At 72.5% G+C, this 12819-nt stretch carries 9 protein-coding genes; 4 read left to right on the forward strand and 5 right to left on the reverse strand.

The annotated features are described in order from the left end of the window. Positions 1-102: 102 nt before the first annotated feature. Positions 103-2073, reverse strand: coding sequence for a HelD family protein (locus E1286_RS29560; protein ID WP_132617687.1), 1971 nt, complete (start codon positions 2071-2073; stop codon positions 103-105). A 75-nt stretch (positions 2074-2148) separates the two neighbouring features. Next, positions 2149-3036: a helix-turn-helix transcriptional regulator gene (locus E1286_RS29565; protein ID WP_132617689.1), complete on the reverse strand. Its 888-nt coding sequence runs from the start codon at positions 3034-3036 to the stop codon at positions 2149-2151. 209 nt (positions 3037-3245) lie between these two features. Here E1286_RS29565 and E1286_RS29570 point away from each other — a divergent pair, with 209 nt between their 5' ends. From E1286_RS29570 to E1286_RS29580, 3 genes are all read left to right on the forward strand, one after another. Next, the gene (locus E1286_RS29570) at positions 3246-4256 is read left to right on the forward strand and encodes an aldo/keto reductase (protein WP_246075302.1); all 1011 of its coding nucleotides are present in this window, start codon (positions 3246-3248) and stop codon (positions 4254-4256) included. A 183-nt stretch (positions 4257-4439) separates the two neighbouring features. Further along, positions 4440-5081: a TetR family transcriptional regulator gene (locus E1286_RS29575; RefSeq protein WP_223190516.1), complete on the forward strand. Its 642-nt coding sequence runs from the start codon at positions 4440-4442 to the stop codon at positions 5079-5081. Between the two features lie 344 nt (positions 5082-5425). Continuing rightward, the gene (locus E1286_RS29580; RefSeq protein WP_132617721.1) at positions 5426-7048 is read left to right on the forward strand and encodes a SulP family inorganic anion transporter; all 1623 of its coding nucleotides are present in this window, start codon (positions 5426-5428) and stop codon (positions 7046-7048) included. A 57-nt stretch (positions 7049-7105) separates the two neighbouring features. Here E1286_RS29580 and E1286_RS29585 read toward each other — a convergent pair whose 3' ends face one another. From E1286_RS29585 to E1286_RS29595, 3 genes are read right to left on the reverse strand one after another with little or no spacing between them, the layout of a single operon-like run. Next, positions 7106-8101: a tyrosine-type recombinase/integrase gene (locus tag E1286_RS29585; protein WP_132617693.1), complete on the reverse strand. Its 996-nt coding sequence runs from the start codon at positions 8099-8101 to the stop codon at positions 7106-7108. Between the two features lie 48 nt (positions 8102-8149). Beyond that, positions 8150-9805, reverse strand: coding sequence for an acetolactate synthase large subunit (locus E1286_RS29590; protein ID WP_132617695.1), 1656 nt, complete (start codon positions 9803-9805; stop codon positions 8150-8152). Between the two features lie 57 nt (positions 9806-9862). Beyond that, positions 9863-11050, reverse strand: coding sequence for a cysteine desulfurase-like protein (locus E1286_RS29595; protein ID WP_132617697.1), 1188 nt, complete (start codon positions 11048-11050; stop codon positions 9863-9865). 128 nt (positions 11051-11178) lie between these two features. On the opposite strand from E1286_RS29595, the gene E1286_RS29600 reads away from it, so the two are divergent. After that, positions 11179-12609, forward strand: a complete 1431-nt coding sequence (locus tag E1286_RS29600; RefSeq protein ID WP_132617699.1) for a WS/DGAT/MGAT family O-acyltransferase — start codon at positions 11179-11181, stop codon at positions 12607-12609. The last annotated feature ends 210 nt before the right edge of the window (positions 12610-12819 follow it).

A 12819-nucleotide genomic window follows, 5' to 3' on the forward strand; every position in this document is an offset into this window, starting at 1 on the left:
GGGTGAGGGAGGGTCCGGGGATGACGTCACGGGGCCTCCTGTCGGGACGGGAAACCACATCACACACCGAAGCCGCGTACCTGTCGAGGACATCCGCCCATCTCAGAAGGCTTCGTCCGGCGACGTGAGCGGCGGCGGCAGCGGACGGGCGTGCACGACGTCGAGCCGGGAGACGGCCCGGGTGAGCGCCACGTACAGCCGGTGCAGCCCCCGCCGCTCCGCCGCCACGATGGCGGCCGGCTCCGCCACGACGACATGGTCGTACTCCAGCCCCTTCGACATGGAGGCGGGCAGAACGGTGAGCCGCCCGCCCACGTCCAGCCCCTCGTCCCACAGCGCGGACGTGAGCGTCTCCACGGCGGCGTCCGCCGCGATCACCCCGATCGACCCCTCGAACGCGAGCGCCGCACGCACCGCCGCCACCACCCCCTTGTCCACGTCGGTCACCCGCCGCACCCGCAGCAGTCCGTCCGACCGGTACGAGCGCGTCGGCGGCACCCGTGCGCCGAGCGCCGGCAGCAGCGCGTTGGCCAACTCCACCACGGCCGCCGGCACCCGGAAGCCGGTCGTGAGGGCGACGACCCGGCCGTCGGGCTTGCCGAGCAGCTCCAGATGCTCCGGCCACGACGTGGCGGCCCACGGCGTGGTGCCCTGCGCCAGGTCGCCGAGCACGGTGAGCGAGCCGTGGGCGCTGCGCCTGGCCACCGCCCGGCACTCCATGGCCGACAGGTCCTGGGCCTCGTCCACGATGACGTGGCCGTAGCCGCGGGGGCGTTCGAGGAGGCCGCCGACCTCGTCCAGCAGCACCAGGTCGGCGGCCGACCAGCGAGCGCTCGCGGGGCTTCGGGGCGGCCTGGACCAGGTGATCGCGGCGCGCTCGGCGTCCGTGAGGACACCGGCGGCCGCGACGGGGTCGCGCAGCACCTCGTACAGGATCTCCTCGGGTCTGACGGCGGGCCAGACGGCGTCCAGTGCGGGGGTGACGGCGCGGCCGACACCGCGCAGCCAGGCCGCGGTCGCCGTCCGGCCCCGGGCCTCCGCCTGGCGGCGGATCGCGGCCACCACGCGGGCCAGGACGCGTTCGCGGCCGACGCCGTACGGGAGCGGCTCGCGGCGGGTGTCGTCCACGATGCGGCGCAGCTCGTCCTCGTGCACCCGCCAACGGGTCGAGCCGTCCGGCACCACGACGGGCTCGGCGGGCCGCGCGATCCGGCCGTACAGGGCCTTGCGCAGCACCCGCGCCATCCGCGCGTCGTGTTTGACGACCGCCGCCTGCTCGGTGTCGGCGGCGGTGACCGGGACGGTGGCCAGCAACCGTTCCAGCGTCGTCTGCTCGACGTCCATCTCGCCGAGCGCGGGCAGCACCGCCGAGATGTAGCCGAGGAAGGCCGGGTTGGGGCCGAGCACGAGCACGCCGGAGCGTTCCAGGCGGCGGCGCTGGGCGTAGAGCAGGTACGCGGCCCGGTGCAGGCCCACCGCGGTCTTCCCGGTGCCCGGCCCGCCCTGCACGCAGATCGAGGTGTCGAGGTCGGCGCGGACGAGGTCGTCCTGCTCGGGCTGGATGGTGGCGACGATGTCGCGCATGGGGCCGACGCGGGGGCGTTCGATCTCGGCGGCCAGGATGTGGCCGCCGCCCTCCTCGCCCCGGTCCAGCCGCTCGTCCTCGAAGCCCGTCAGGGTGGTGCCGGACCAGCCGAAGCGGCGGCGCAGGGCGACGCCCTGGGGATCTTCGGCGCCGGCCCGGTAGAACGCCCGCGCGACCGGCGCCCGCCAGTCGACCACCACGGGCGGGCCGCCGTGCTCGCCGGTGATGTGCCGCCTGCCGATGTGGTACGCGCGGCCCTGGTGCTCGCCCGCGCCGAAGTCGAGCCGGCCGAAGAACGGCGGCCCGTCGGGCTCCTCGCTCAGCTCCTTGGCCAGGCTCTTGAGGTGGCGGCCCAGGCGCTCGGCGCTGTAGCGATCGCCGGCCACGGTCTCGCCGACGATCACGTTCTCCCGCGCGCCCTCCAGCATCCGGCGCAGGCCGGCCCGGCAGCGTTCGACATGCCGCCGCTCGTCGTCGAGCGTTCCCATCACCACTCCAAGTGTTAACTCGGTTAATAGATTTACCAGGTTAACACTTTGCGGCGGGATCGTGGGTGCCTGCCGTTACTTGGTCATCCGGGACGTGCCGGTCGGCTGGGTGTCGTCGGCGCCGGTCGTCATGTCCTGGGCGCCGATGACGGAGAGCAGCTCCAGCTGGGCGGCGCCGTTGCTGCCGGGCGGCGCGGTGAACCACAGCAGGCGCTGGCGCCCGTCCTCGCTGAACGGGCTGTGGCAGTCCACCTCGATGACGCCGAGGGCGGGGTGGACGATCCGCTTGTGGTCGACCCGCCGCAGGGCCACGTCACGCGTCTCCCACAGGCTCGCGAACTCCTGGCTGCGCCGTCGTAGTGCGGAGACCATCCGGCTCACCTCAGGGTCCTTCCCCCGACGGGCGGCGACGGCGTGCAGGTCGGCGACGAAGACACGCGAGTGGTGGTCGTGGTCCTCTACCGGGTACAGCGTGCGGGCGCCGGGGTCGGTGAACCAGCGGTAGACGAAGCCGGCCGCGGGGCCCCGTACCCCGGTTCGATGCCCGACGAGCGCGATGGCCAGAGGGTTCTGGGCGAGGGTCTCGTGCAGGTCGGTCATGATCTGGGCGGGGGTGGTGGAGAGCCGGTCCAGCAGGCTGAGCAGCGCCGGCTGGACGTGCGCGGTCGGGCCGTGGGCGGCCTGGGGGACCGGCCGGTCGGCGAGGTGGAACAGATGGTCGCGTTCGTCGCCGTCCAGCCGCAGCGCCCGCGCGAGTGCGGCCAGCACCTGTGCCGAGGGCTGTACGCCGCGGCCCCGTTCCAGCTCGGTGTAGTAGTCCGCGGACAGCCCCGCCAGCTGGGCGACCTCCTCGCGCCGCAGTCCCGGCACCCGGCGCCTCGGACCGGCGGGCAGACCGACCTCGGCCGGACGGATCCTGTCACGCCGCGACCTCAGGTACGCGGCGAGTTCCGAGTGGTTCATCTCTCGATCGTCGCCGGTGCCGAGGGACTGAGCCAGGGGACGTCAACCCCTGGGTGGGGGCAGCCGTGGCTGTCCCGTGAACAGCGGTGCACGCTGGATGTACAGGGGCGGGCCGGATCGAGGCCCGGGTGCCGGCGAAGGTCTGCCGCACGTCACGGGCCTGAGCCGCGTCCCGCGACCAAGAACGCGACACGTCAAGGAGAACCAGAGTGCCAACCATCGGTACCCGCCCACTCGGCGCGCACGGACCCCGGGTCTCGGTCATCGGCCTGGGCGCCATGGGCATGTCGGACCTGTACGGGCCGGCCGACGAGCAGGAGAGCATCGCGACCCTCCACGCCGCGATCGACGCGGGCGTCACGCTCGTCGACACCGGCGACTTCTACGGCTCCGGCCACAACGAGATGCTGATCGGCCGTGCCCTCAAGGCCCGCCGCCGCGAGGACGTGGTGATCAGCGTGAAGTTCGGCACGCGGCGCACGCCCGACGGCGGCTTCCAGCCCGCAGCGGCCGATGTCTCGGCGGCGGCGGTGAAAGACCGGCTGGCGTACTCGCTGCGGCGTCTGGGAACCGACTACATCGACATCTACCGCCCCTCCCGGCTGAACCCGCAGATTCCGATCGAGGACACCGTGGGGGCGATGCTGGAGATGCAGCAAGCCGGATATATCCGGCACATCGGTCTCTCGGAGGTCGGGCCGGACACCCTTCGCCGCGCCGCCGCCGTGGCCCCGATCAGCGACCTGCAGATCGAGTACTCGCTTCTGTCGCGAGGCCCCGAGAAGGCCATCATCCCGACGCTGCGTGAGCTCGGCATCGGCCTGACCGCCTACGGAGTGCTCTCCCGCGGCCTGCTCAGCGGTCACTGGGACCCCGACAGGAAGCTGAGCGGCGGCGACTTCCGGGCGCACAGCCCCCGCTTCCAGGACGGGAACCTGGAGGCCAACCTGCGCCTGGTCGGCGCGCTGACCCGAGTCGCCGAGCGCATCGGGGCGACGACCAGCCAGGTCGCCATCGCCTGGGTCGCGGCCCAGGGCGAGGGCATCGTCCCGCTGGTCGGCGCCCGCCGCCGCGACCGGTTGGCCGAATCCCTCGCCGCCGTGGACCTCACCCTCGACCAGGAGACACTCGCCGAGATCGAAGCGGCGGTGCCGGCGGATGCCGCGGCCGGCGAGCGCTACGCGGCCCAGCACCTGGCCATGCTCGACAGCGAGAAGTGAGACCCCGTGGCCGAGCGCCGAAACGCCTGGCCCTGCCCCTGTGTCTCGCTCCGTCGAAGCCGGTCCGCAGTGCGGAAAGGACTCATGCCAGGGGAAGGTCCACGTGCGGTGTGCCGCCGCCTCCGTCGCGTGTTGACTTGGTAAAGAGATTGACCAGGTTAACGCGTTGCTAGGATGGAGCCCATGACGGGACTGCGGGAGCTGCAGCGGCGGCGGGTGCACGAGGCGATCTCGGCGGCGGCCATCGCGCTCTTCCTGGAGCGCGGCTTCGACGAGGTGCCGGTGACGGAGATCGCGGCGGCGGCCGGCGTCTCGAAGCCGACGCTGTTCAAGTACTTCCCGGCCAAGGAGGATCTCGTCCTGCACCGCATCGCCGATCACCGGGGCGAGGCGGCGCGGGTCGTGCGGGAGCGGGTGGCGGGTGAGCGCCCGCTGGAGGCGCTGCGCCGCCACTTCCTCGACGGGCTCGCCCGGCGCGACCCCGTGACGGGCCTCAACGACGACCCCGAGGTGCTGGCCTTCCATCGGATGGTGTTCACCACGCCCGGCCTGCAGGCTCGGCTGTTCCAGCACATCTCGCAGGACGAGCAGGCCCTCGCCGAGGCCCTCACGGGCGCCCTCGCGGATGCTCTCACGGAGACGCCCGATGAGGCGGGCGACGAACTGGCCGCCGGGCTGCTGGCCGCGCAGGTGCTGGCCGCGCAGCGGGTGCTGGCCAGGCGTAACTGGCGGATGCTGGCGCAGGGCCGCCCGATGGCGGAGGTCGAGCCGGAGGCGGTACGCGCGGCGGAACGCGCGTTCTCCATGCTGGAAACCTCATTCTGAGAGCCCCTTTTTCGGAAAAGGAACCCTTTCTAGTGGGCTGAAGGCGGCTGCGGCTTTTTTAGACGATGGCCCGATTCCGCGTACGGCGAATATCGCCGGCCAGGCGGAATCGGGCCAGGTCAGCGCGGTTTCCCTTGTTATCCTGGTGCCCTCTTCACGAATTGCAGAGTTATGCAATTTGGGACAAGTTGACGTTCTCTTTACGCAGCAGAGGGAGTGATGGTGAAGGGACCTTTCACGCGCATCGCCGGTGACGGATCCGACACGAAAGGAGACGCGGCGTGACGGCCGCGGTGTGGGGGCGGGTCCGCGCCCTGCTCCCGCGACGCGCCGACCTGGCCGCCATGGGCCGCCGCCCCCGTAACGACCTGCTCGCCGGGCTCACGGTGGCCGTCATCGCGCTGCCTCTGGCGCTCGGCTTCGGCATCTCCTCCGGCCTCGGTGCCGCCTCCGGCCTGGCCACGGCCGTCGTCGCCGGATCGCTCGCCGCGCTCTTCGGCGGGTCGGCCCTGCAGGTGTCCGGCACCAGCGGCGCCATGACCGTCGTGCTCATGCCCATCGTCGGCACCCACGGCCCCGCCGGCGTGCTGACCGTCGGCCTGCTCGCCGGGCTGTTGCTCGTCGCGCTCGCCCTGGCCCGCGCCGGCCGCTACATGGCGCTCGTCCCCGCGCCCGTGGTGGCCGGTTTCACGGTCGGCATCGCATGCGTGATCGGCCTGCAGCAGTTCCCCCACGCCCTCGGCGTCCGGCCCCACGACAGCGACCAGGTCCCGGTGATCGCCTGGCACGCCGTCGCCGACTTCCTCGCCGCGCCCCACTGGTGGGCCGCCGGCGTCACCCTCGCCGTGGCCGCGCTGCTGCTGGTGGGCGCGAGAATCCGGCCCGCCGTGCCGTTCTCGCTGCTCGCCGTGGCCGCCGCCACCCTCGTCGCGGAGCTGGCCGCGCTGCCCCTGACCAGGATCGGTCACCTGCCCCCCGGGCTGCCCGCGCCGTCGCTGGGCTTCTTCGACCTCGGCGCGATCCCGGCCCTCCTCGGCCCCGCCGTCGCCGTGGCCGCGCTCGCCGCGCTCGAGTCGCTGCTGTCGGCCGGCGTCGCCGACGGCATGTCCGGCGGCCACCGCCACGACCCCGACCGCGAGCTGTTCGGCCAGGGCGTGGCCAACCTCATCACCCCGCTGTTCGGCGGCATGGCCGGCACGGGCGCCATCGTCCGCACGGCGGTCAACGTCCGCTCCGGGGCCCAGTCCCGGCTGGCGGCGCTGTCGCACGCCCTCATCCTGGGCGGCATCGTCTACCTCGCCGCCGGGCTCGTCTCCCGCATCCCGCTCGCCGCGCTGGCCGGGGTGCTGCTGGCCACGGCGGTGCGGATGGTCGAGATCGGCGCGGTGCGCGCCATGATCCGTTCCACCCGGGGCGACGGCGCCGTCCTCGTGCTGACCGCCGTCGCCACCCTCATGCTCGACACCGTGCTCGCCGTCCTGCTCGGCCTCGTCGTGGCGGGTGCGCTGGCGCTGCGGGCGATCGCCCGTAACGTCCGCTTCGACCAGGAGCCGCTCCGGCACGACCTGCAACCCCAGCACACCGAGGACGAGCACGCCCTCCTCGCCGAACACATCGTCACCTACCGGCTCGACGGCCCCCTGTTCTTCGCCGCCGCCCAGCGCTTCCTGCTGGAGCTGTCGGAGGTGACCGACGTGTCCGTGGTCGTACTGCGCATGCGCCGCGTCACCACGATCGACGCCAGCGGCGCACTCGTCCTCGGCGACGCCATCCAGCGGCTCGAACGGCGCGGCATCGCCGTCTACGTCTCCGGCATCCCCGACGGCCACCACCAGCCACTGGAGGCGCTCGGCGTGATCGCCCGGCTCGACCGTACCGGCCGCGTGTTCGCCACCACCGACGAGGCCATCGCCGCCGCCCGCGAACGCCTGCACACCACCGGCGTCGTCCCCCGCCTGGTGAGCTGACACGGTCGAGGGCGTCGAGGGCGTCGAGGGCGCAGCGTGTGGAGGCCTTGCGTGGGGTCAGGCGAGAGGGCGTGGGGCGGGGAGGCGGAGGCGGTCGACGGCTTCGCGGCGGGTGCGTTCCGGGCGGCGGTCGTAGCGGGCCGTGGTGGCCGGGCTGGAATGGCCCACCAGGGCCTGGGCCGTCGCCAGGTCCACCCCCGCGTCCAGCAGTTCGCCGATGAACGTCCGGCGGAAGTCGTGCGCCGTACGCCGGGCCGCGCCCGCCGCCCCGAGCCGGCGGGCCAGGATGTCGGCGATACCTTGCCCGGTCAGCCCCACCGGCCGCCCGTCGCGCACGCGTACCCGTCCCGCCTTGCTGATCGGGCTGAACAGCGCGCCCGGCGCGTTTCCGCGGACCGCCAGCCAGCGTTCCACCAGCCCGATCGCGTCTGTGGTCAGGTAGACCAGGCGTTCCTTGTCGCGCTTGCCGCGCACCCGCAGCGAACGTGCCCCCGGGTCGTAGTCGGGCAGTTCCAGCCCGCCCAGCTCGGCGCGGCGGCAGCCGGTGGAGTACAGCACCGCGATCAGGGCCGCGTCGCGCACCCCGGCCGGCGAGTCGTCGCACGCCGCCAGCGCCGCCCCCACCACCTCGGGCGGCACGTGGTGTCCGGTCGGCAGGCGGCTCTGGCGCACGGGGGCCAGATCGGCGGCGCGGGCGAAGTCCTCCGCGGTGGTCTGCCCGAGCCGCCACGCCTCCTTCAGCACCCGGCGCAGCGCGACCAGGTGCTTGTTGACGTACGCCGCCGACCACCCCTGGTCGGTGAGCATCGTGCGGATGCGCACGGTGTGCTCGTAACGCAGCAGGTGCCACGGCTGGCCCGCACCGGTGGCGTTCTCGTCGCCGGTGAGCAGCTTGGCCAGCCGGTCGAGGCAGCCGCGCATCGTCCGGCGCGACTCCGGGCTGGTCAGCGAGTCGAGATAGACGTGGTACGGGTCGCGCGCCGGCTCGACCGGCAGCAGCCCGGCAGCGGATCCGGCGGGGGACTCGGCGGCGGGTACGGCGGGCAGGCTCATCCAGCCGATCTTAGAACGGCCCGGCGAGCCCGCCCCAGGTGTGTCCGGTCAGAACGGGCCGGTGAGTTCGCCGAGTTTGCTGGTGAGTTCGAGGTTGGCGGAGTAGTCGACCGGGACGGCGATCACCGACACCGCGTCGTCGGACAACGCCTTGCGCAGGGTCGGCAGGAGGTCGTCGGCCGCGTTGATCTGATAGCCGCGGGCTCCGAAGCTTTCGGCCAGTTTGACGAAGTCGGGGTTGCCGAAGGCCACGTGGGAGTCGCGGCCCAGCTCCAGGTTCATCTTCCACTCGATCAGCCCGTACGCGCCGTCGACCCACACCAGCACCACGAACGGCACGTTCTCGCGTACGGCCGTCTCCAGCTCCTGCACGTTCATCAGGAAAGCCCCGTCGCCCGTCGCCGCGAGCACCCGCCGCCGCGGGAACGCCAGCTTGGCCGCCAGCGCGCCCGGCACCGCGAACCCCATCGACGACAGCCCGTTGGAGACCAGTATCGTGTTCGGCTCGTACGTCGGGTACATCCGGGCCATCCACATCTTCACCGCGCCCGTGTCGGCCAGCACGATGTCCTCGCGCCCCATCGCCTCGCGGATGTCGGCCACCACCCGGCGCGGCGACAGCGGGAACCCGTCCTCCGAACGCCCCTGCTCCAGCTCCTCCTTGAGCATGCGGCGGATCCGCTCGCCGGTGCCGTTCAGCGAGAAACGCCGGTGCACGGCGTCGCCGAGCGCGTGCAGCGAGCGTGAGATGTCACCCTGCACGCCGACGTCCACGGGGTAGTGGTCGTCCACCTCGGCGGGGAACCGGTGAATGTGGATGATCTTCTTGTCGCGCAGCGGATTGATCTTGACCGGGTCGAACTCCTGCAGCTCGTACCCGACCGTGATGAGCACGTCGGCCTCGTCGAAGCCGAAGTTCACGTAGTCGTGCCGCATGAACCCGACCGCGCCGAGGGCGTGCCGGTGGTCGTCGGGGAAGACACCCTTGCCGTTGAACGTGGTGGCCACCGGCAGGCCGAGCCGCTCGGAGAAGCGGACGAGCGCGTCCGAGGCCCCGGCGCGGGTGGCGCCGTGACCGGCCAGCACGATCGGCCGGCGGGCGGTGGCCAGCACGTCGGCCGCACGGGCGATCTGGGAGGGGGAGGGGTCCTGCGGGCGTACGACGTTGACCGGGAGCGGGCGCAGGTCGGCGGGGAGCGGCGCCGACTCGACGTCCTCGGGGATGGCCAGGTAGACGGCGCCGGGGCGCTCGGTCTGCGCGGTCTTGAACGCCTTGCGGATCAGCTCGGGCAGCGCCTGCGCGGAGGGCGCCAGCTCCGACCACTTGGTGATCGGCCTGAACAGCGACACCAGGTCGACCACCTGGTGCGACTCCTTGTAGATGCGGTCGAGCCCGACCTGCGCCGTGATCGCCACCACCGGGGTGCTGTTGGTGGTGGCGTCGGCCACGCCGAGCTGCAGGTTGATGGCGCCGGGTCCGAGCGTGGCCGAGGCCACACCCGCCTTGCCGGTGAGCCGGCCGTAGATCTCCGCCATGAACGCCGCGCCCTGCTCGTGGCGCACCAGGATGTAGCGGATGGGGGAGTCTCTGAGAGCGTCGACGAAATGGATGTTTTCCTCGCCCGGGATGCCGAAGACGTACTCGACGCCTTCGGCCTCCAGGGCCTGCACGATGAGCCGGGCCGCGACGGCCTGCGCTGACATGCGAAACGCCTTCTTCCATGAACGACTTCGTCCCGGACAGCAACCGGGACCCGCGGTTCATTCCAGGCGCGCCACCCCGTCGAGCAGCCGGTCGACGTCCGAACGGTCGTTGTAGTGGACCAGGCCCGCCCGCACCGCGCCGCCGGCGTCGCGGATGCCCATCGCGCCGGTCAGCTCCCAGGCGTAGTTGTGGCCGTGCCAGACGTTGACGCCCAGCTTGGCCAGGTGCTCGGCGACCTGGTGCGGGGTGCGCCCGGCCACGTTGAAGTAGACGGTGGCGGTGCGCCGGGCGGGCTTGCCGTACGTCGTGACGTGCGGCATCGTCTCCAGCCCCTCGACGAGCACCGCGAACAGCGCCTGCTCGTACGCCTCCGCTGCGGCCATCGAGTTCAGCAGGCGCTCGCGGCGGTTGCCGGTGCCCGGCACCATGGCGGCCAGGTGGTCGACCGCGGCGGTGACCCCGTCGAGGTCGGCGAAGGGCGAGGTGCCCGTCTCGAACCGCTCCGGCACCGTGTCGGACGAGGGGGCCAGCTTGTCGGGCCGCAGCGTCTCCAGCAGCGCCGGGTCGGCGATGACCGCGCCGATGTGCGGGCCCGACCACTTGTAGGCGCTGGTGGCGTAGAAGTCGGCGCCGAGCGCGCGCATGTCGACCGGGCCGTGCGGGGTGGCGTGCACGCCGTCGACGTACACGAGCGCGCCGGCGGCGTGGGCGATCTCGGCGATGGCGGGCACGTCGGGACGGGTGCCGATGATGTTGCTGGCCGCCGTCACCGCGACCACCCTGGTGCGCTCGTTGACGAGGTCGGCGTACTGTTCGACCGGCAGCTCCCCGGTGACCGGATCGACCTCGGCCCAGCGCACGGTGGCGCCGGTCTGCGTCCAGGGCCGGACGTTGGCGTCGTGGTCGAGCCGCGAGACCACGACCTCGTCACCGGGCCCGGCGATGGCCCTGGCCAGGCGGTAGGTGAGCGTGGTCATGTTGGGGCCGAGGATCACGCCGCCGGGCCGGCCGCCGACCAGGTCGGCGACCGCGGCGCGGCAGGCGGCCACGATCGCGTCGGAACGGTGGCTCGCCGGGAAGGCGCCTCCGACGTTGCCGAGGCCGGACCGGTAGGCGGTGGCGATGGCCTCGATCACCGATCGGGGGACCTGGGTGCCGGCGGCGCCGTCGAGGTAGGCGTGACCGTCGGAGAGCGCAGGATACGTCGCGCGTACCTGCTTGATGGGGTATTCGGAGGGGAGCATGATGTATAGATTCTCCGCCAAGCCCAACCTCAATCGCGCCATTTCTCCTCCTCTGACTCTTTTTCACCGGAAGTCGTTCCTTGCAGTGATGGGCGGAGTCTGATTGGTTCGGTGCGGAGGTGTGACGGATGCCGCAGTTGACCGCTCTCGACGCGCAGTTCCTCCAGTTCGAGACCGACACGAACATCGCGAACATCGCGGGCCTCGCCATCGTCGACGGCGACCTCAACCGCGCCGACCTGCAGGCCCTGCTGGAGCGGCGGCTCCCGTACGTCCCCGCGCTGCGGCGCAGGCTCGCCCCGGTGCCGCTGGGGCTGGACCACCCGTACTGGGCGCAGGAGGACGACCTCGACCTCGACTACCACGTTCGAGAGATCGGCCTGCCGCCGCCCGGCGACGAGCGGCAGCTGGCCGAGCAGGTCTCGCGGCTGCACGCCCGGCGGCTCGACCGCGGCCGGCCGCTGTGGGAGATCTACCTGATCCACGGTTTGTCCGGCGGCCGCATGGGCCTGTACACGAAGATCCATCACGCGGCCGTGGACGGCGTGGGCGGCGCCGACGTGCTGGCCGCGCTGCTCGACCTCGGCCCCGAGCCCGCGGAGCCGCCTCCGTACGAGCCGGAGCACGACGCACCGCCGCCAGGCCCGGCCGGGATGCTGGCCCGCGGGCTGGTCAGGCTGGCCGGTAACCCGGCGCACGCCCTCCGGTTCGCCGCCCAGGCGGTGCCCGTCCTGGACGAGATCCCGTTGCTGTCCCGGCTGCCCGGCGCCGGGGTGGTCTCCGGATTCGCCCGCCGTCTGGCCGGGCACGGCCGGGCGCCCGGCCTGCCGACGCTGCCCGCGCCGAAAACGCCGTTCAGCGGGCCGGTGTCGCGGCACCGGCGTTTCGCGTTCGCGTCGCTGCCGCTGGAGGAGATCAAGGAGGTCCGCAAGGCGTTCGGCGTCACCGTCAACGACGTGGTCATGACCGTGTGCGCGGGCGCGCTGCGGACGTGGCTGGCCGCGCACGGCGGCGTGCCCCGCCGGCCGTTGGTGGCGGGGGTGCCGTTCTCGCTGCGGGACGTCGGCGTCGACGAGCCCGGCAACCAGGTGACGCTCATGACGGCGCCGCTCGCCGTGCACGTCGCCGACCCGGTCGCCCGGCTGCACCACGTACGGCACGCCATGCACCGGATCAAGGACCGGTTCTCGGTGGCGCCCGCGCGGTGGCTGCGGGAGTTCAGCGAGTCGATGCCGGCCGCGCTCATGGGGCTGGCCTCACGCTCGGCGTTCGGGCTGATCGGCCAGGCCTCGCCGCCGATCAACGTGATCGTCTCGAACGTGCCGGGCCCGCAGTTCCCCCTGTACGTGTGCGGCGCCCGGCTGCTCAGCCTCTATCCCGTCTCGGTCATCTCGGACGTGAGCGGCGGCGTCAACATCACGGCCTTCTCCTACGACGGCTCCCTCCACGTCGGCGTCCTCACCGACCGCGAGATGGTGCCCGACGCGTGGGAACTGGCCGGATATCTGCCCGGATCCCTCGCCGAACTGCGCGCCGCGCAGGCCTCCCTGCCGCACTAGCGCGGCCCGCGCGGGCCCATGTTGTCGGATGCGTTGGGTAGCGTGATAAGGAGACGGGCCATCAGGCGCCCGTCACGTTCGCACGTCCTCACAACTCCAAGGTGCCCGTCGCCGCAGTCTTCCCGGTGCGATTCCGGGCTCCCGTGGGCTTCAAGGCCGCCGTCCGTCCAAAGCGAGCGAGGAGAGAGTTTTGTCCCAAGCAGCAGAGGT

This window comes from Nonomuraea terrae, from assembly GCF_004348995.1.
Lineage (GTDB): Bacteria > Actinomycetota > Actinomycetes > Streptosporangiales > Streptosporangiaceae > Nonomuraea > Nonomuraea terrae.